General features: G+C 62.2%; 18 protein-coding genes and 1 other RNA gene. 7 read left to right on the top strand and 12 right to left on the bottom strand.

Going from position 1 to position 17,232, the window contains the following annotated elements:
- Positions 1-238 precede the first annotated feature (238 nt).
- Both rnpB and rsmI read right to left on the bottom strand, forming a co-directional pair.
- Positions 239-596, bottom strand: an RNA gene (gene rnpB / locus PI990_RS06465) — RNase P RNA component class A.
- Positions 597-636: 40 nt separating this feature from the next.
- Positions 637-1,542 carry a 16S rRNA (cytidine(1402)-2'-O)-methyltransferase gene (gene rsmI / locus PI990_RS06460; protein ID WP_043241432.1) on the bottom strand — a complete coding sequence of 302 codons (906 nt, stop codon included), beginning with the start codon at positions 1,540-1,542 and terminating at the stop codon, positions 637-639.
- 89 nt (positions 1,543-1,631) lie between these two features.
- Here rsmI and PI990_RS06455 point away from each other — a divergent pair, with 89 nt between their 5' ends.
- From PI990_RS06455 to PI990_RS06440, 4 genes are read left to right on the top strand one after another with little or no spacing between them, the layout of a single operon-like run.
- Positions 1,632-3,443 (top strand): penicillin-binding protein activator, encoded by a 1,812-nt coding sequence (locus PI990_RS06455; RefSeq protein ID WP_043241434.1) that lies wholly within the window; start codon positions 1,632-1,634, stop codon positions 3,441-3,443.
- Complete coding sequence (locus PI990_RS06450; protein WP_043241436.1) at positions 3,440-3,808, top strand: YraN family protein; 369 nt, start codon at positions 3,440-3,442, stop codon at positions 3,806-3,808. Before PI990_RS06455 ends, PI990_RS06450 begins: the two co-directional genes overlap by 4 nt.
- Positions 3,809-3,836: 28 nt before the next feature.
- Positions 3,837-4,430, top strand: coding sequence for a phosphoheptose isomerase (locus PI990_RS06445; RefSeq protein WP_021217872.1), 594 nt, complete (start codon positions 3,837-3,839; stop codon positions 4,428-4,430).
- Positions 4,427-4,957, top strand: a complete 531-nt coding sequence (locus tag PI990_RS06440) for a BON domain-containing protein (RefSeq protein ID WP_021217871.1) — start codon at positions 4,427-4,429, stop codon at positions 4,955-4,957. Before PI990_RS06445 ends, PI990_RS06440 begins: the two co-directional genes overlap by 4 nt.
- 48 nt (positions 4,958-5,005) lie before the next feature.
- On the opposite strand, the gene PI990_RS06435 is transcribed toward PI990_RS06440, so the two are convergent.
- The 7 genes from PI990_RS06435 to rplM form a co-directional block, all read right to left on the bottom strand.
- Complete coding sequence (locus PI990_RS06435) at positions 5,006-5,428, bottom strand: ClpXP protease specificity-enhancing factor (RefSeq protein ID WP_271660125.1); 423 nt, start codon at positions 5,426-5,428, stop codon at positions 5,006-5,008.
- A 13-nt stretch (positions 5,429-5,441) separates the two neighbouring features.
- A complete protein-coding gene (locus PI990_RS06430; RefSeq protein WP_271660124.1) occupies positions 5,442-6,059 on the bottom strand; it encodes a glutathione S-transferase N-terminal domain-containing protein in 618 nt (205 codons plus the stop codon).
- 88 nt (positions 6,060-6,147) lie between these two features.
- Positions 6,148-6,930 carry a cytochrome c1 gene (locus tag PI990_RS06425; protein WP_021217868.1) on the bottom strand — a complete coding sequence of 261 codons (783 nt, stop codon included), beginning with the start codon at positions 6,928-6,930 and terminating at the stop codon, positions 6,148-6,150.
- Positions 6,930-8,141 (bottom strand): cytochrome b, encoded by a 1,212-nt coding sequence (locus tag PI990_RS06420; protein ID WP_271660123.1) that lies wholly within the window; start codon positions 8,139-8,141, stop codon positions 6,930-6,932. The genes PI990_RS06425 and PI990_RS06420 overlap by 1 nt, the downstream gene beginning before the upstream one ends.
- Positions 8,141-8,734, bottom strand: coding sequence for a ubiquinol-cytochrome c reductase iron-sulfur subunit (gene petA / locus PI990_RS06415; protein WP_031287170.1), 594 nt, complete (start codon positions 8,732-8,734; stop codon positions 8,141-8,143). Before petA ends, PI990_RS06420 begins: the two co-directional genes overlap by 1 nt.
- Before the next feature lie 251 nt (positions 8,735-8,985).
- On the bottom strand, positions 8,986-9,378 hold the full coding sequence (gene rpsI, locus PI990_RS06410; protein WP_021217865.1) for a 30S ribosomal protein S9: 393 nt from the start codon (positions 9,376-9,378) through the stop codon (positions 8,986-8,988).
- 14 nt (positions 9,379-9,392) lie between these two features.
- Positions 9,393-9,821, bottom strand: a complete 429-nt coding sequence (gene rplM / locus PI990_RS06405; RefSeq protein ID WP_021217864.1) for a 50S ribosomal protein L13 — start codon at positions 9,819-9,821, stop codon at positions 9,393-9,395.
- Positions 9,822-10,093: 272 nt separating this feature from the next.
- Here rplM and PI990_RS06400 point away from each other — a divergent pair, with 272 nt between their 5' ends.
- Entirely contained in the window at positions 10,094-11,131 is a 1,038-nt protein-coding gene (locus PI990_RS06400; protein WP_021217863.1) for an NADP(H)-dependent aldo-keto reductase, read from the top strand.
- Positions 11,132-11,176: 45 nt separating this feature from the next.
- Here the strand turns inward: PI990_RS06400 and PI990_RS06395 are convergent, their stop codons facing one another.
- Complete coding sequence (locus PI990_RS06395; RefSeq protein ID WP_021217862.1) at positions 11,177-12,313, bottom strand: acyl-CoA dehydrogenase family protein; 1,137 nt, start codon at positions 12,311-12,313, stop codon at positions 11,177-11,179.
- A gap of 247 nt (positions 12,314-12,560) precedes the next feature.
- Between PI990_RS06395 and PI990_RS06390 the strand changes: the two genes are divergently transcribed.
- Positions 12,561-13,460: a GlxA family transcriptional regulator gene (locus PI990_RS06390; RefSeq protein ID WP_169708358.1), complete on the top strand. Its 900-nt coding sequence runs from the start codon at positions 12,561-12,563 to the stop codon at positions 13,458-13,460.
- 133 nt (positions 13,461-13,593) lie between these two features.
- On the top strand, positions 13,594-14,556 hold the full coding sequence (locus PI990_RS06385) for a hypothetical protein (RefSeq protein WP_021217860.1): 963 nt from the start codon (positions 13,594-13,596) through the stop codon (positions 14,554-14,556).
- Positions 14,557-14,674: 118 nt separating this feature from the next.
- On the opposite strand, the gene zapE is transcribed toward PI990_RS06385, so the two are convergent.
- Together zapE and PI990_RS06375 are read right to left on the bottom strand one after the other, a co-directional pair.
- Positions 14,675-15,769 (bottom strand): cell division protein ZapE, encoded by a 1,095-nt coding sequence (gene zapE / locus PI990_RS06380; RefSeq protein ID WP_021217859.1) that lies wholly within the window; start codon positions 15,767-15,769, stop codon positions 14,675-14,677.
- Between the two features lie 95 nt (positions 15,770-15,864).
- Complete coding sequence (locus tag PI990_RS06375) at positions 15,865-17,211, bottom strand: tryptophan--tRNA ligase (protein WP_021217858.1); 1,347 nt, start codon at positions 17,209-17,211, stop codon at positions 15,865-15,867.
- Between the last annotated feature and the right edge of the window lie 21 nt (positions 17,212-17,232).

Genomic DNA, 17,232 nt, shown 5'->3' with positions numbered 1-17,232 from the left:
TCAAGGCAGGCAAAGACGGAAAATTCCTTACAGGACGGAGATTTAGCGAGCTTTGGGGAGGGGCAAGAAGAGATATTGCAGAGGATTTCAGGCACAAAAATGAAGCACACCAGAACGCTGGAGTGCGAACTTAAAGTAATTTCTCAAGAGTAAGATTTTTTCGGTATTTCAGACGTGGTGCAAATTCGGTATTTCGGACGCGGGGCAAAGAAGGGGAATGAAGCGGAAGTGGGAAAAAATGGAGAGTCGATCTGTAAGCCGGGTTCTGTCGTGGACAGTCATTCATCTACGGCTGCCATCACTGACAGCCTTTAGCAACCTACCCGAATCCGACGCGGGCCGCGCCAAGGATTCCTATTTGGTCTTGCTCCGAGTGGGGTTTACCTAGCCACGAACTGTTGCCAGTCGTGCGGTGCGCTCTTACCGCACCTTTTCACCCTTACCGGCGCTTGCGCGCTTAGGCGGTTATTTTCTGTGGCACTTTCCGTAGGCTTTCGCCTCCCAGGCGTTACCTGGCACTCTGCCCTATGGAGCCCGGACTTTCCTCCCTCTCAAAATCGCGAACGAAATGAGACAGCGACTGTCCGATCGACTCTCCGCCGCCAAGGGTAGCGGCAGGCCAGCATAAGAACAAGCTCAAGAATCGCTTTGACGCTCCAGGGCGGCCTGGTAAAGCAGGTTCTTGCGCACCCCGGTGATCTCCGCAGCCAGCGCCGCAGCTCGCTTCAAGGGAAGTTCTCCCAGCAGCAGATCGAGCACACGCAGCGCCTCGCCACTGATCGCATCCTCGCCCTCCGGCTCCTGCCAACCGGCCACCAGCAGCACACATTCACCGCGCTGCTGGTTGGAATCGGCAGCCACCCAGTCACGCAACGCCGAGAGCGGGGAGCCCTTGAGCGTTTCGAAGGTCTTGGTCAGCTCCCTCGCCAAAACTGCCGGGCGCTCCTCACCGAAGACCGTGACCATATCTTCCAGGCACTCGAGCAGACGATGGGGCGCCTCGTAGAAGATCAAGGTACGCGGCTCTTCCTTCACTCGCTCCAGACGGGAGCGACGTCCCACTGCCTTGGCAGGAAGAAAGCCTTCGAAGATGAAGCGATCGGATGGCAGCCCCGCCGCCGATAGCGCGGCAATGAGCGCACTGGGACCGGGCACCGGGACAACCGTGATCCCTGCGGCCCGCACCTGGCGCACCAGGTGATAGCCGGGGTCGGAAATCAACGGTGTGCCCGCATCGGAGATCAGCGCCACATCTTCGCCCGCCTGCAGGCGCGCCAGGAAACGCCCGCCCTCCTCTCGCTCGTTGTGATCGTGGCAAGCCGCCAGAGGCGTACTGATACCGAAATGCTGCAGCAGACGAACGGAATGACGGGTGTCTTCGGCAGCGATAAGCGCCACATCGCGCAGCACCCGCAGGGCACGGGTACTGATGTCGTCGAGGTTGCCGATCGGCGTAGCCACCACATAGAGCTTGCCCAAGGTGACAGCAGAGCCTGGGGAAACGGTCACAAGACACCTCGGAATTGACTTAAAGGCGCGCATTGTAGCCCGTTTCTGACCTCCAACATCGCACCCCAGGCGGGCCTTGGGTACAATCCCCCGCTTCTTTGATCGAGTACCGGGATCGTTAAATGATCGCTTGCCTGCGCCCGCTTTCCGCACTCTGCCTCGCCGGCCTGCTGGCCGCCTGCGGCAGTTCGCCCACCTCCAGCCTCGGCGAACTGCCCCGCACGCCTCAGGCCAGCATCGAGCAGATGCTTCAGCAAGCGAACGACAGCAAGCCCGAGCAAGCGGCCTCGCTGCGCCTCTCCGCTGCCGACCTGGCATACAAGCAGCAAGATATCGGCCGCTCGGCACGCATTCTTGAGCAGGTCCAGCTCGACGGCCTCAAGCCCGCCCAGCAGGTATTCGCCAGCACGCTTGCCGCCGAACTGGCCATGGCACGCAACCAGCCGAAAAGCGCACTCAAGGCCCTGAGCCACCCCAGCCTAGAGCGCCTGGGTGAACTGCCGGTCGAACAGCAGACCCGCACCCAACTGGTTCGCGCCCGCGCCCTGGAGGCCGATGGCCAGAACCTCGCGGCAGCCCGTGAGCGCGTATTCATCGCCCCGCTGCTCAATGGCGAAGCCGAGAAGACCAACCATGAAGCCATCTGGACGCTGGTCTCCAACCTGCCGGCCGATCAGCTCCAGGCGGGCGGCGACGCCGACCTCGCGGGCTGGATGGAACTGGCCCGTGTAACCAAAGGCGCCGGCACCCTGGAACAACAGCAGGCCGCCATCGAGTCCTGGCGCACCCAGCACCCCCAGCACCCGGCCGCCGAAGCACTGCCGGCACCGCTGGCGAAACTGAAGGAACTGGCCAATCAGCCCCTGACCAAGATCGCCCTCCTCCTGCCCCAGGAAGGCCCTCTTGCCTCCGTCGCCCGCGCCCTGCGCGACGGTTTCCTCGCCGCCCACTATCAAGCCCAGCAGGCCGGCCAGAACCCTCCGGCCATCCAGTTGTATGACAGCTCGCACCTCAGCTCCCTGGACGACTTCTATCGCCAGGCCCAAGCAGATGGCGTGCAACTGGTGGTTGGCCCGCTGGAGAAGCCCCTGGTCAAGCAGATGAGCGACCGCGAGCAGCTGCCCATCACCACCCTGGCCCTGAACTACAGCGACGCCGGCCAGGAAGGCCCCGCTCAATTGTTCCAGTTCGGTCTCGCCGCCGAGGATGAAGCCCGCGAAGTGGCACGCCGCGCCTGGGGTGACGGCATGCGCCGCGCCGTGGCACTGGTGCCTCGCGGCGAATGGGGCGATCGCGTACTCAACGCCTTCCGCCAGAGCTGGGAGCAGTCCGGTGGCAGCCTGATCGCCGCCGAACATGTCGACCAACCGGTCGAACTCGCCCAGCAGATCGCCGACCTGTTCCAGCTGCGCCAGAGCGAATCGCGTGCCAAGCGCCTGCAAGGCGCGCTGGGCACACAGGTTGCCGCCCAGCCCTCTCGCCGCCAGGACGTCGACTTCATCTTCCTCGCCGCCACCCCGCAACAGGCCCAGCAGATCAAGCCGACCCTGGCCTTCCAATACGCGGGGGATGTGCCGGTGTATGCGACCTCCCACCTGTTCACCGGCAGCAACAACCAGGCGCAGTACCTGGACCTGAACGGCATCCGTTTCTGCGAAACCCCCTGGCTGCTGAACAGCAACGACCCGCTGCGTCAGGAGGTCGATCGCCAGTGGCCGCAAGCAGGTGGCAGCCTGGGCCGCCTTTACGCAATGGGCGTGGACGCCTATCGACTGGCTCCTCGCCTGAACCAGCTCAAGGCGCTTCCGGAAAGCCGCGTTGACGGCCTCTCCGGCAGCCTCAGCCTCAACCCCGCACAGCGTGTCGAGCGCCAGCTGCCCTGGGCCGAATTCCGTGACGGCCAGGTCCTGCGACTCCCCGACAGCGATTCTTGAACCAGCGACAATCCAGCGGGCAAGCGGCGGAAGCCCTTGCTCGCTCCCACCTCGAACAACACGGCTTGCGCCTGCTCGCCAGCAATTGGCGATGCCCACGGGGCGAGCTCGATCTGGTCATGCTGGACGGCGATACAGTAGTATTCGTCGAAGTGCGCTACCGGCGGCATGCCGCCTGGGGCGGAGCGCTGGAAAGCGTCGATGCGCGCAAGCGCGCCAAGCTGATTACCGCGGCCCAGCACTTCCTCCTCAAGGAGTCCCGCTGGGCCAAATACCCGTGCCGATTTGACGTGGTCGCCATCAACTCGATGGATGGCGACTCACCCCCGCGACTGACATGGCTGCAAAACGCCTTTGATACCTGAGCAGTCGCTCCCACTTAAGGTCAACCCGATGGACATGCAACCCCGAATCCGCCAGCTCTTCCAGGCCAGCATCGACACCAAGCTGCTGGCCATGGAAATGCTCGCACCGCACATCGAGCACGCGAGCATGGTGATGGTCAACGCACTGCTCAACGAGGGCAAGATCCTGGCATGCGGCAACGGCGGCTCCGCCGGCGACGCCCAGCACTTCTCATCCGAGCTGCTCAACCGCTTCGAGCGCGAGCGCCCGAGCCTGCCCGCACTGGCATTGACCACCGACAGCTCGACCATCACCTCGATCGCCAACGACTACAGCTACAACGAGATCTTCTCCAAGCAGATCCGCGCCCTGGGCCAACCAGGCGACATCCTGCTGGCGATCTCCACCAGCGGTAACTCGGCGAACATCATTCAGGCCATCCAGGCCGCACATGATCGCGAAATGATTGTCGTAGCTCTGACCGGCCGTGATGGTGGCGGCATGGCCTCCCTGCTGCTGCCGGAAGATGTCGAGATACGCGTGCCCGCCAAGTCCACGGCGCGCATCCAGGAAGTCCACCTGCTAGCCATCCATTGCCTCTGTGACCTGATCGATCGTCAATTGTTTGGGAGTGAAGAATGACGCGTTCCCCCCTGATCCTCGCCTGTCTCGCCATCACCCTGGCTCTGGGTGGCTGTGGCGGCCGCACCATCGGCAAGACCATCGACGACCAGTCCACGCCGTCCAAGGTGCGGGCCAAGATCGACGCTGCGAATCCCGACCTCAAGACCAACTCGCACATCGTGGTCACCAGCTACAACGGCGTCGTGCTGCTGGCTGGCCAGACCCCCAACGACAACCTCAAGTCCCAAGCCGAACAGGCCGCGCGCAGCGCGCAGGGCGTCAAGAAGGTGCACAACGAGCTGCACGTTGGCCAGAACTCCTCCACCCTGGCGCGGATGAACGACAGCACCATCACCACCAAGATCACCACACAGCTGCTGGCCGACAGCCAGATCCCCAGCTCGCAGATCAAGGTCGTGACCGAGAACGGCATCGTCTATCTGCTTGGCCTGGTGACCCGCCAGGAAGCCGCCAAAGCCACCAGCGTCGTGCAAGGCGTCTCTGGCGTGCAACGCATCGTGAAGCTGTTCGAATACACCAACTGACCGAACAGCGCGCACAAAAAAGGCGATCCAACCGGATCGCCTTTTTTATTATTTCACCACCTTGAGGCTGGGACGCCCACTGGGTCGCGGAGAACCACTCGACGGGTCGCCGCCGGACGGGCCGTCATCTTCCGGCCCCTGATCGTCCTCATCCACCACCGGAGGCTCCAGGTCGAAGACCATGCCCTGCCCGTTCTCCCGGGCATAGATGGCCATGATCGCCGCTGCCGGAATGTAGAGGTTGTGGGCAACACCACCGAAACGCCCCTCGAAACTCACCGCATCGTTATCCATGTGCAGGTGACGCACCGCACTGGGAGAGACATTGAGCACGATCTGGCCATCGTTGGCGTAGCCGGCCGGCACCTTGACGCCGGCGAACTCGGCATTCACCAGCAGATGGGGCGTGCAGTTGTTGTCGACGATCCACTCATAGAGCGCACGGACCAGATAGGGACGACTGGAGTTCATCAAGGGCTCCTTATCAGCGCATGTCGTGCTCGACTGCCGACAGGCTGGCCTGGAAGCCATCGCGTGCGAAGAGGCGCTCCATGTAATCCAGCAATGGCTTGGCAGGACGAGGCAATTCGATTCCCAGGACCGGCAGGCGCCAGAGAATCGGCAACAGGCAGCAGTCTACAAGACTGAGGTCTTCGCTGAGGAAAAAGGGTTTGTCGGCGAACAGCGGCGATACACCGGTGAGACTCTCACGCAGCTCCTTGCGAGCGACCGCCTTGACGGCCTCCTTCACCCGCGGATCGAGAATCTGATCCACCAGGCTGCACCAATCACGCTGCACACGGTGCATCAGTAGCCGCGTATTACCCCTTGCTACCGGGTAGACCGGCATCAGCGGCGGGTGGGGGTAGCGCTCTTCGAGGTACTCCATCACCACAGTCGGCTCATAGAGTGCGAGGTCACGATCGACCAGGGTCGGCACGCTGCCGTATGGATTGACCTCGGCGAGCTTGGGCGGGCAACGGCCCGGCTCGACATCGATTATCTCCGCAGCGACACCCTTCTCGGCGAGCACGATGCGTACACGATGGGAGTAGTGGTCTGCGGGGTCGGAGTAACAGGCCAACCTGTTGGTTACGGCCATGGTGCCCTCCTCGCTTGAAGTTATGCAGTAGTAGAAAAACGCGCGCGCCCATTAAGGGCGCGCGAGTATACAACGGTGACGCGGGGTATCAGTGCACGTCTTTCCAGTATTCACGCTTCAGCAGATAGGCGAATACGAAGAAGAAGGCCAGATACAGCAGAACGTAGGTGCCGATACGCTGCATGTGCAGCTTGTTCGGGTCCGCAGAGTAAGCCAAGAAGGTCACCAGGTTCTGAACCTTCACATCGAACTCGGCTTCGCTCAGCTTGCCGGTCTTCGGCACGATGGTCAGCTGATCACAGGCTTCGTGGGTGATGGGGGCCCCAGTCAGCGGGTCATACTGCTTCTTGCCGCCTTCGACAGCCTGGACCTGCTTGCAACCTACGACCTGGCGACCTTGCAGGCCGACCAGCACGTTAGGCATGCCGACGTTCGGGAAGATCTTGTTGTTCACGCCCCAGGGACGCGCCGGATCTTCATAGAAGTTGCGCAGGTAGCTGTACAGCCAATCGGTACCACGAACACGAGCGACCAGGGTCAGGTCCGGCGGCGCGGCGCCGAACCAGGTCTTGGCATCGCTCGGCTTCATGCCGATCTGCATGTGGTCGCCAATCTTGGCGCCAGTCAGAACCAGGTTCTGCATCATCAACTCTTCAGGAATGCCCAGGTCCTTGGCCACGCGCTCATAGCGCTGGAACTTGGCACTGTGGCAGCCCATGCAGTAGTTGGCGAAGGTACGAGCACCGTCTTGCAGTGCAGCCTTGTCGGTCAGGTCGATATCGACATGATCCAGCTCTACATCATGGCCACCGGCGGCGAAGGTCAAGGCCGGCAGCGCAGCGATAACAAATGCAGCAAATAGCTTTTTCATCAGCCTGTCACCCTTTCCGGAACCGGTTTGGTTTTTTCCATCCTGGTGTAGAAGGGCATCAGGATGAAGTACGCGAAGTACAGGATGGTGCACACCTGCGACAGCAGCGTACGGCCCGGGGTCGGCGCGAGAACACCCAGCACGCCGAGGATGACGAAGGACACGCAGAAGATCAGCAGCCAGACCTTGCTCAGCCAGCCTTTGTAGCGCATCGATTTGACGGGGCTGCGATCCAGCCACGGCAGCACGAAGAGCACGGCGATGGCGGCGCCCATGGCGATAACGCCCATCAGCTTGTCCGGAACGGCACGGAGAATCGCGTAGAACGGGGTGAAGTACCACACCGGCGCGATGTGCTCAGGCGTCTTGAACGGGTTGGCCTGTTCGAAGTTCGGCTTCTCGAGGAAGTAACCGCCCATCTCCGGGAAGAAGAACACCACGAAGCAGAACACGAAGAGGAACACCACCACACCGACGATGTCTTTCACGCTGTAGTAGGGGTGGAGGGCGATGCCGTCGAGCGGAATGCCGTTCTCATCCTTCAGCTTCTTGATGTCCACGCCGTCGGGGTTGTTCGAACCCACTTCGTGCAGGGCCAGGATGTGCAGCACGACCAGACCGAGGATCACGATCGGCAGCGCAATCACATGCAGCGCGAAGAAGCGGTTCAGGGTGATGCCGGAGATCAGGTAGTCACCACGGATCCACTGGGTCAGGTCGCCGCCGATCACCGGAATGGCGCCGAACAGCGAGATGATCACCTGGGCACCCCAGTAGGACATCTGGCCCCAGGGCAGCAGGTAGCCCATGAAGGCCTCAGCCATCAGGGCGAGGTAGATCAGCATGCCGAAGATCCACACCAGCTCGCGCGGCTTCTGGTAGGAGCCGTAGAGCAGACCGCGGAACATGTGCATGTAGACCACGATGAAGAACGCCGAGGCGCCGGTGGAGTGCAGGTAGCGAATGATCGCCCCGTACTCGACGTCGCGCATGATGTACTCGACGGACGCGAAGGCCTCTTCAGCGGACGGGGTGAAGCTCATGGTCAGCCAGATACCGGTGAGGATCTGGTTCACCAGGACCAGCAGGGCCAGGGAGCCGAAGAAATAGAAGAAGTTGAAGTTCTTCGGAGCGTAGTACTTGCTCAGATGGTCTTCCCACATCTTGGTCGCGGGGAAGCGCGCATCGATCCATTCCATGAATTTGCTCATTAGGCCTTCTCCTGGTCCACACCGATGACGATGACATCATCCGACTCGTAGGAGTGGGGCGGCACCGGCAGGTTCAAGGGAGCAGGCTGCGCCTTGTAGACGCGGCCGGCGAGGTCGTAGCGAGAACCGTGGCAGGGGCAGAAGTAACCGCCCACCCACTCGGCGCCCAGGTCGGCCGGCGCGACTTCCGGACGGAAGGAGGGCGAGCAGCCGAGGTGGGTGCAGAGACCGACCAGCACCAGGATTTCCGGCTTGATCGCACGGTTGTGCGGATCGACGTAGGTCGGCTGCACGGACGCTTCGGACTTGGGATCAGCCATGCGCTCATCGATCTTGCCCAGGTTGCCGAGAATCTCCTCGGTACGGCGAACGATGAACACCGGCTGGCCGCGCCACTCAGCAATCATCTGCTGACCCGCTTCGACCTTGCTGATATTCACCTTCACCGGTGCCCCTGCGGCCTTGGCCTTCGCACTGGGCTGCCATGACCCCACAAACGGGATCGCAGCGCCCACCGCTCCTGCAGCACCCACCACGGATGTGGCTGCTACGAGGAAGCGACGCCGGCCTGCATTCACGCCGTCATTGCTCATTCAGTCGTCTCCCATCAGCTTTTGTGGCCTGTTGTTCAGGCCTCTACTAAGTAAAAATCGAGCCGCGCAAAAAATTCGCCAAATGGTAAAGAAAACCCCCTCTCCTGACAAGGTAATAGCCAGATACAAAACGGCTGAAAGCCTTGAGAGATAAGGGTTACGCGCATGCGACAAGCTGTCGCAGGGCATTTTCGCGGGCATAAAAAAACGCCCAGATCCACAAGGGCCTGGGCGTTTTTCGAAGCGTTGTATTAACGCTTGGAGTACTGCGGACGCTTACGCGCTTTACGCAGACCGACCTTCTTACGCTCGACTTCGCGGGCATCGCGAGTCACGTAGCCGGCTTTACGCAGCGGGCTGCGCAGGGCTTCGTCGTAGTTGATCAGGGCACGGGTGATACCGTGACGGATCGCACCAGCCTGACCGCTGACACCACCACCGAGAACGGTGACGTAGATGTCGAACTTCTCGACGGTCTCGGTCAGCTCCAGCGGCTGACGCACGACCATGCGAGCGGTCTCACGGCCAAAGAACTGATCCAGGCTGCGGTTGTTGATGGAAATCTTGCCAGTACCCGGACGCAGGAAAACGCGTGCGGTTGCAGTCTTACGACGGCCAGTGCCGTAGTTTTGAGTCGCCGACATAATGAACTATCCCGTTAAATCTTCAGTTCTTGGGGCTGCTGAGCGGTGTGCGGGTGAGCAGAACCCTTGTACACCTTCAGCTTGCGATACATGTCGCGACCCAGCGGGTTCTTCGGCAGCATGCCTTTGACCGCGGTCTCGATCACGCGCTCAGGGGCCTTGGCAATCAGCTTCTCGAAGTTGATTTCCTTGATGCCGCCCGGGAAGCCGGAGTGCGAGTAGTACATCTTGTCGGTAGTCTTGGCACCGGTCACACGTACCTGCTCGGCGTTGATGACGACTATGTAGTCGCCGGTATCAACGTGCGGGGTGTATTCCGGCTTGTGCTTGCCGCGCAGACGGCTAGCAATTTCGGTGGCCAGACGACCCAGGGTCTGACCGGCAGCGTCGACGACATACCAGTCGCGCTTAACAGTTTCCGGTTTTGCAGTAAAAGTCTTCATTCGCTATAGCCTCAGGGGCCGCCCTGAAAATAAGACGGCGGATCTTACTGAATAGTGCTCGCCCTGGCAACACAGGGCAGCCGGAAACAGACGCTATCGGGGGCTCGGGTCAGCGCGTCCGCACACGGCAAGGGGTTTCGGCGGGCTAGGCATCCCCACCTTCCTTCTTCGCGAGCTAGGCATCCCCGCAAAGAAAGCCGCGGAATTATGCCGATTGCACAGAAAATTTCAACCTGATTTGATAGCAATCTTTGCCAATAGAGGAACGTTGCATGGAATTCCGCCAGCTCGGCAACACCGATATCAAGGTCAGCAGCCTGTGCCTGGGCACCATGACCTGGGGCGAACAGAACAGCGAAGCCGAAGCGTTCGCCCAGATCGAACGAGCCAAAGCATTCGGCATCAACTTCATGGATACCGCCGAGATGTACCCGGTACCGCCCCGTGCCGAGACTTATGCCGCAACCGAAACCATCATCGGCAACTGGTTCGCCAGGCGCGGCGATCGTGCCGACTGGATCCTTGCCAGCAAGGTGGCGGGCCCCGGCAACGGCATCACCCACATCCGCGGCGGCAACCTCAAGCACAACCGCCAGCACATTACCGCCGCACTGGATGCCAGCCTCAAGCGCCTGCAGACCGACTGGATCGACCTGTACCAGCTGCATTGGCCCGAGCGCAGCACCAATTTCTTCGGCCAACTGGGCTACCAGCACCGCGAGGAGGACTCCACCCCGCTGCAGGAAACCCTGGAAGTGCTCGGCGAACAGGCGAAGGCCGGCAAGATCCGCCAGATCGGCCTGTCCAACGAAACTCCATGGGGCACGATGAAATTCCTGCAGTTGGCCGATCAACTGGGGCTCCCTCGCGCCGCGTCCATCCAGAACCCCTACAACCTGCTCAATCGCAGCTTCGAGGTGGGCCTGGCCGAGGTGGCGATCCGTGAGCGTTGCGGCCTCCTGTCCTACTCACCCCTGGCATTCGGCATGCTGTCCGGCAAGTACGAGAACGGTGCGCGCCCAGCCAACGCCCGCATCAGCCTGTTCAGCCGCTTCGCCCGCTACACCAACCCGCAAGCCCAGGCGGCCTGTTCGCGCTATGTGGCGCTGGCCCGCGAGCACGGCCTGGACCCGGCACAAATGGCGCTGGCCTTCGTCACCGCCCAGCCCTTCGTCACCAGCAACATCATCGGCGCGACCAACCTGGAACAGTTGGAGAGCAACCTGGCCAGCAGCGCCCTGACCCTTTCCGATGCCGTTCTGGAAGGCATCGCCGAAATCCATCGGGCCCAGCCGAACCCCGCCCCGTAAATGGAAAAGCCCGGCACTCGCCGGGCTTCCCTTCACCGCATCCGCTTACAGCGAGCGGGCAATGATCTCTTTCATGATTTCGTTGGTGCCGGCATAGATGCGCTGCACACGGGCGTCCGCCCAGGCGCGCGCCACTGGGTATTCCCACATGAAGCCGTAGCCACCGTGCAGCTGCACGCACTCGTCGAGCACCTTGCACTGCAGGTCGGTGCCCCAGTACTTGAGCATCGCCGCAGTGGGTACATCCAGCTTGCGCTGCAGGTGCAACTCCAGGCAGCGGTCGACGAAGACCCGGCCGATCTGGATCTCGGTGGCCATCTCGGCCAACTTGAAGCGGGTGTTCTGGAACTCGGCGATGGCTTTGCCGAAGGCCTTGCGATCGCGGGTGTAATCGAGGGTCCACTTCAGCGCCGCCTCGGCCGACGCCAGCGCGCCGATCCCGACGGTCAGGCGTTCCTGGGGCAGCTCCTGCATCAGGTAGGCGAAGCCCATGCCGGCCTGGCCCAGCAGGTTTTCCTTGGGCACCCGCACATCCTGGAAGAACAGCTCGGAGGTGTCCTGGGCCTTCATGCCCACCTTCTCCAGGCGCTTGCCCTTGGAGAAGCCCGGCGTGCCGGCCTCCACCAGGAACAGGCTGGTGCCCTTGGCGCCGGCCTTGGGGTCGGTCTTGGCGACTACGATCACCAGGTCAGCCAGGTAGCCGTTGGTGATGAAGGTCTTCGAGCCATTGATGATGTACTCATCACCGTCCAGCACCGCGGTGGTCTTCACGCCCTGCAGGTCGGAGCCGGCGCCCGGCTCGGTCATGGCGATGGCGGTCACCAGCTCACCGGTCACCATGCGCGGCAGGTATTTCTGCTTCAGCTCTTCGGAGCCGTAATGGAGCACATAGGGCGCGACGATGTCCGAATGCAGCGAGAAGCCGATGCCGGTGAGCCCCAGGCGACCGATCTCCTCGATCACCACGGTGCTGTAGAGGAAGTCGGCGCCCATGCCGCCGTACTCCTCGGGGATGTGCGAGCAGAGCATGCCGGCCTCCCCTGCCTTGCTCCACAGGGCGCGATCGATGTAGCCGTCCTTCTCCCATTGATGATGGAAAGGCACCGCCTCCTGTTCGAGGAACTTGCGCACGCTGTCGCGGAAGAGTTCGTGATCGGAGCTGAACAGGGTTCTGGGGATCATGCGGTCACCTTGATGGATGCGTCTGGGGTCGGGGTTCGAAGGCCACAGACTGTAGGACAGTCGTACCAGACGCACACTGGACAGTTGCGACAAAAAATAAGACGATCCAGCCGGCTAATGACCGCTTTCCCCTAATAAGAACAAGACCATGACCAACCAGCAGTCCCCCACCCTAAGACGGGTGAGTATCCTCGCCACCGAAGGTGTCTTCGCTTCCACCCTGATGCAGGCCAAGGATTTCTTCCATATGGCCAGCCTCCGCTACAGCAAGCTTCAGGGCCTCGGCCTCAAGCCCGCATTCGAAATCCACCTGGTCAGCCCGGATGGCCTGCCGGTGCGCAGCTTCAGCGATGTGATCATGCCGGTCGACGGCGCGCTGGACGAAGCCGACATCATCATCCTGCCGGCCTTCTGGGATGACTTCGACGCCCTTTGCGAGCGCCACCCCCAGGTCCTGCAATGGCTGCGCGAGCGCCACGCCGCCGGCAGCTCCATCTGCGGCGAGGCCACCGGGGTGTTCTGGATGGCCCAGGCCGGGCTTCTGGATGGCAAGGAAGCGACCACCTACTGGCGCTTCTTCCGCGAGTTCGGCGAGCGCTTCCCCAAGGTGCTGCTGAACCAGGAAAAGCACCTCTCGGACGCCGACAATCTCTACTGCGCCGGCGGCGTCACGTCCGCCTGCGACCTGTACATCTACCTGATCGAGCGTTTCTGCGGCGCCAGCATCGCCCAGGCAGTCTCCCGCGACATCCTCTATGAAGTGCAACGCAGCTACGCCCCGGGGCGCATCGGGTTCGGCGGGCAGAAGCTGCACCAGGACGTAACCATCCTGCAGATCCAGCACTGGCTCGAAGAGCACTTCGCCGACAAGTTCCGCTTCGAGGACGTCGCCCGCGACCACGGCATGAGCATCCGCAACTTCATGCGCCGCTTCCAGGCCGCCACCGGTGACAAGCCGCTGCACTACCTGCAACGGTTACGCATCGAAACAGCCAAGGGCCTCCTGTCAGCTACCCGCAAGAGCATCAAGACCATCAGCTACGAAGTGGGTTACGACGACGCCAGCTTCTTCGCCCGACTGTTTCGCCAGCACACCAATCTTTCCCCCAACCAGTACCGCAGGCAGTTCCAGCACAAAGGCGAGTAAAGCCGCCATCCCAAGGATGGGTTGGCCGACAGCGGCAGCGACTTATGATCCGGGCATGGTCCCCATTGGGGTGTCCGAACCTTTTCCGTCAGCGGTACGGCGGATGAAGAACAACAATAAAAGGTACTCAACCATGCGCCGTTACCTGCTTGCCCTGCTGGCTGCCGCCAGCTTCACAGCCGTCGCAGACGACTGGAAACCCTTCCCCTACGACCAGGCTGCCTACGACTACTCCGGTGACAAGCTGCGCCAGGCCTGGCCCCAGCTGACCCGCGGCTTCGGCCCCGACTATCCCTTCCCCGATGCCGACTGGGTGGTGACCATGGCCACCCAGAACCCCAAGGCACTGGAGATGACCGTTACCGGCAACACCGGCTTCACCGGCAAGCCCGAGGAAGCCGAAGCCTATGCGGCCCGGCTGCAGGACGTGTGGCGTCTGATGTTCAAGGGTGATTTCGCCGAGGCCAAGAAGCAGGGCCTGGCCCTGGGCGTCGGCGGCCAGGTGCCGGCGATGTTCGCCCAGGTGATCTACGCGATGTTCCTCGCCCCCAACCAAGAGGAGAAACACCGCCTGCTGGAGGAAGTGATCAAGTACACCGACGAGGCCGGCGAACTGGTCCAGGCCGACACCGTGGCCCAGTTCGGCCGCGTGTACGCCAAGGCGCGCCTCGGCGAGGAGCTGTCGGTACCGGTGGTACTCAAGCGCGGCTACACCAGCCAGATTCCCGAGGAACTGGACGCCCTGCTGCAGAAGCAACCGCGCCAGCCCTTCGCCCTCGCCCTCTACGGCGGCTACGAAGCCGGCGTGATCCGCAAGGTCGGCAAACTGGTGGGCAAAATGACCTACGGGGTCAGCTCGGACAAGATGGAGCAGTACTTCACCCGCTCCTTCAGCGCCAAGGACGACCTGCCCATCGGCCACTACGAGTACGCCAACGCCCTGGTCTACGTCTACGGCGAGGATGAAGAGCAGAAGGTCCTGGACCACCTGAAAAAGGCCGTGGCGATCAAGCCGATCAACGCCATGGAAGCGCTGGAAGTCGCCCACGCCCAGGCGTTGCTGAAGCAGTATGAGAAGGAAGTGGCGCAGCGCTAAAGCTGGAAGCTGGAAGCTGGAAGCTGGAAGCTGGAAGCCAAGATAGCGTGCGGGCCGACGAACTCGGCCCGCATTGCTTTTTCTTCAGGCTAAAAGCTTCAGGCTTCCAGCTTTTTCATTAGGGCTTATGCGGCCGCGAGAGGAATTCGTGGGACTGCATCTCCAGCAGGCGGCTGAGGGTGCGCTGGAACTCGAAGGTCAGGCGACCGCCGGTGTACAGGTCCTTCAGCTCCACCTCGGCAGAGATGATGAGCTTGACGTTGCGGTCGTAGAACTCGTCCACCAGGTTGATGAAGCGTCGCGCCATGTCGTCCTTCGCCACGCCCATCTGCTCGACGTTGGCCAGGATCACCGCGTGGAAGATCTTGCCCAGCTCGATGTAGTCGTTCTGGCTACGCGGGCCGTCGCAGAGTTCGCGGAACTCGAACCAGGCAACGTCCTCGCATACGCGGACCGCGCGGATCTCGCGATTCTCGATCATCAGCGCTTCGTTTTCCTGGGCCTGGGTGCAATCCGGCAGCAGGCTCTTGAAGCTGGTCTTCAGGCTGGCCTCGGCCTCGTCGCCCAGGGGCCAGTGGAACAGTTCGGCCTGCTCCAGGGCGCGTAGACGGTAGTCCACGCCACTGTCGACGTTGACGACATCGGTGTACTGCTTGACCAGGGCGATGGCCGGCAGGAAGCGCGCACGCTGCAAGCCGTCCTTGTAGAGGCCGTCCGGCACGATGTTGGACGTCGCCACCAGGCTCACACCGTTCTTGAACAGCTCGTCCAGCAGGGTGGCGAGGATCATCGCGTCGGTGATGTCGGAGACGAAGAACTCGTCGAAGCAGATCACCCGCGCCTCGTCGGCGAAACGCTTGCCGATGATGGTCAGCGGGTTCTTCTCACCCTTGAGGGTTTTCATCTCCTCATGCACGCGCTTCATGAAGCGGTGGAAGTGGGTGCGCATCTTCTCCTTGAACGGCAAGGCGTCGAAGAAGGTGTCGACCAGGTAGGTCTTGCCACGACCGACGCCGCCCCAGAAATACAGGCCCTTGACCGGCCCCTGGCGCTTCTTGGCGAACAGGCCGCCGAACAAGCCGGTTTTGCTCTGGCCATCGGCGATCAGATCGTCGTACAGGCGCTGCAGATGGCGGACGGCAGTTTCCTGCGCGGCGTCGTGGAAGAAGTCCGGCCGCTTGAGATCGGCCTGGTAACGCTCGAGGGGGGTCATGATCGGTAGCAAGGCAACGAAAAACGGGGTCGTCACTTTAGCGACGCCCCCGTTTCTTGGCAATCGGCCAGCAGCGCCGGCCGTAAGAAAGCGCCTCAGTCCTGGGGCGCAAGTGCCTCACGCAGACGCTGAACGGCAGCATCACGGGCATCGGCATCGGTGAACTCACCGCCCTGCCCCACGGCCTCGCCATCGAGCCACAGGCCATAGCTGGAGCCGTCGCTGCGGATATCCAGGGCGCTGCCATCCTGCAGGCGCTTGGTCACCAGGCCCGAGGACTTGCCATCCGCGAACGAACGGGACAGCAGCAGTTGCTCGCCATCAGCAGCCAGCAGGCGGAAGCGGAAGCTGCCGTCCTCTTCGCGGAAGCTGACGAAGCGCGCACTCTTGGCCGCCTTCTTCTTGCCGGCATCGGCGCTCTGCACATTGCTGCGGAAGGACCGCAGGCCGACCGCCTCACGCAGCTCGTTGAGGAAAGGCGTCGCGGTCTTGCGTGCCTTGGCGGCACCGGAGAGGAGGATGTCTTCCAGATCGGCCGGGCGCTCGATCAGCGCGTGATAACGCTCGCGGGCTTCGCCCAGCTCGTTGTCCAGCAGCTGGAACAGGCGCTGCTTGGCTTCGCCCCAGGCCAGGCCGTCGAGCAGCTCGGCCCGGAAGGCCGCCAGCTGCGCCGGCGTGGAGAAGGCCTGGTAGAGGGTGTAGAGGTGGGAACTGTCCGGGTCCTTCGGCTCGCCGGGCGCGCGCGAGTCGGTGACGATGCGGGCGATGGCGTCCTTCAGCTGCTTGGCGCTGCCGAACAGCGGAATGGTGTTGTCGTAGCTCTTGGACATCTTGCGACCGTCCAGGCCGGGAAGCGTCGCCACTTCCTCTTCGATCACCGCCTCCGGCAGGGTGAACAGCTCGCGACCGGCACCGAACAGGTGGTTGAAGCGCTGGCCGATGTCACGGGCCATCTCCACGTGCTGGATCTGGTCACGGCCCACCGGGACCTTGTGGGCGTTGAACATCAGGATGTCCGCGGCCATCAGTACCGGGTAACTGAACAGCCCCATGGTGACGCCGGCATCCGGGTCTTCACCGTTCTCGACGTTCTTGTCCACCGAAGCCTTGTAGGCATGGGCGCGGTTGAGCAGGCCCTTGCCGGCGACACAGGTCAGCAGCCAGGTCAGCTCGGGGATCTCGGGGATATCCGACTGGCGATAGAAGGTCGCCTTGTCCACATCCAGGCCGCAGGCCAGCCAGGTGGCGGCGATCTCGAGGCGCGAGCGCTGGATGCGTGCCGGGTCGTCGCACTTGATCAGCGCGTGATAGTCCGCGAGGAAGTAGAAGGAATCGACGTCGGCGTCACGGCTGGCAACGATGGCGGGACGGATGGCGCCAGCGTAGTTGCCGAGGTGCGGAGTGCCGGTGGTGGTGATGCCGGTGAGAATGCGAGTGGTCATGGATAATCGCTTGTCGGACTG

The sequence above is a fragment of the Pseudomonas sp. TUM22785 genome, from assembly GCF_028198105.1.
Classification (GTDB): domain Bacteria; phylum Pseudomonadota; class Gammaproteobacteria; order Pseudomonadales; family Pseudomonadaceae; genus Metapseudomonas; species Metapseudomonas solani.
The sequence above is the reverse complement of the archived record's forward strand: the minus strand, read 5'-3'. Positions and strand labels throughout refer to the sequence as shown.

Coding starts and splice junctions, on each gene's coding strand:
- rsmI (WP_043241432.1), bottom strand. CDS start 1,542: ATGCGCGCCTTTAAGTCAATTCCGAGGTGTCTTGTGACCGTTTCCCCA.
- PI990_RS06455 (WP_043241434.1), top strand. CDS start 1,632: ATGATCGCTTGCCTGCGCCCGCTTTCCGCACTCTGCCTCGCCGGCCTG.
- PI990_RS06445 (WP_021217872.1), top strand. CDS start 3,837: ATGGACATGCAACCCCGAATCCGCCAGCTCTTCCAGGCCAGCATCGAC.
- PI990_RS06440 (WP_021217871.1), top strand. CDS start 4,427: ATGACGCGTTCCCCCCTGATCCTCGCCTGTCTCGCCATCACCCTGGCT.
- PI990_RS06435 (WP_271660125.1), bottom strand. CDS start 5,428: ATGAACTCCAGTCGTCCCTATCTGGTCCGTGCGCTCTATGAGTGGATC.
- PI990_RS06430 (WP_271660124.1), bottom strand. CDS start 6,059: ATGGCCGTAACCAACAGGTTGGCCTGTTACTCCGACCCCGCAGACCAC.
- PI990_RS06425 (WP_021217868.1), bottom strand. CDS start 6,930: ATGAAAAAGCTATTTGCTGCATTTGTTATCGCTGCGCTGCCGGCCTTG.
- PI990_RS06420 (WP_271660123.1), bottom strand. CDS start 8,141: ATGAGCAAATTCATGGAATGGATCGATGCGCGCTTCCCCGCGACCAAG.
- petA (WP_031287170.1), bottom strand. CDS start 8,734: ATGAGCAATGACGGCGTGAATGCAGGCCGGCGTCGCTTCCTCGTAGCA.
- rpsI (WP_021217865.1), bottom strand. CDS start 9,378: ATGTCGGCGACTCAAAACTACGGCACTGGCCGTCGTAAGACTGCAACC.
- rplM (WP_021217864.1), bottom strand. CDS start 9,821: ATGAAGACTTTTACTGCAAAACCGGAAACTGTTAAGCGCGACTGGTAT.
- PI990_RS06400 (WP_021217863.1), top strand. CDS start 10,094: ATGGAATTCCGCCAGCTCGGCAACACCGATATCAAGGTCAGCAGCCTG.
- PI990_RS06395 (WP_021217862.1), bottom strand. CDS start 12,313: ATGATCCCCAGAACCCTGTTCAGCTCCGATCACGAACTCTTCCGCGAC.
- PI990_RS06390 (WP_169708358.1), top strand. CDS start 12,561: ATGGCCAGCCTCCGCTACAGCAAGCTTCAGGGCCTCGGCCTCAAGCCC.
- PI990_RS06385 (WP_021217860.1), top strand. CDS start 13,594: ATGCGCCGTTACCTGCTTGCCCTGCTGGCTGCCGCCAGCTTCACAGCC.
- zapE (WP_021217859.1), bottom strand. CDS start 15,769: ATGACCCCCCTCGAGCGTTACCAGGCCGATCTCAAGCGGCCGGACTTC.
- PI990_RS06375 (WP_021217858.1), bottom strand. CDS start 17,211: ATGACCACTCGCATTCTCACCGGCATCACCACCACCGGCACTCCGCAC.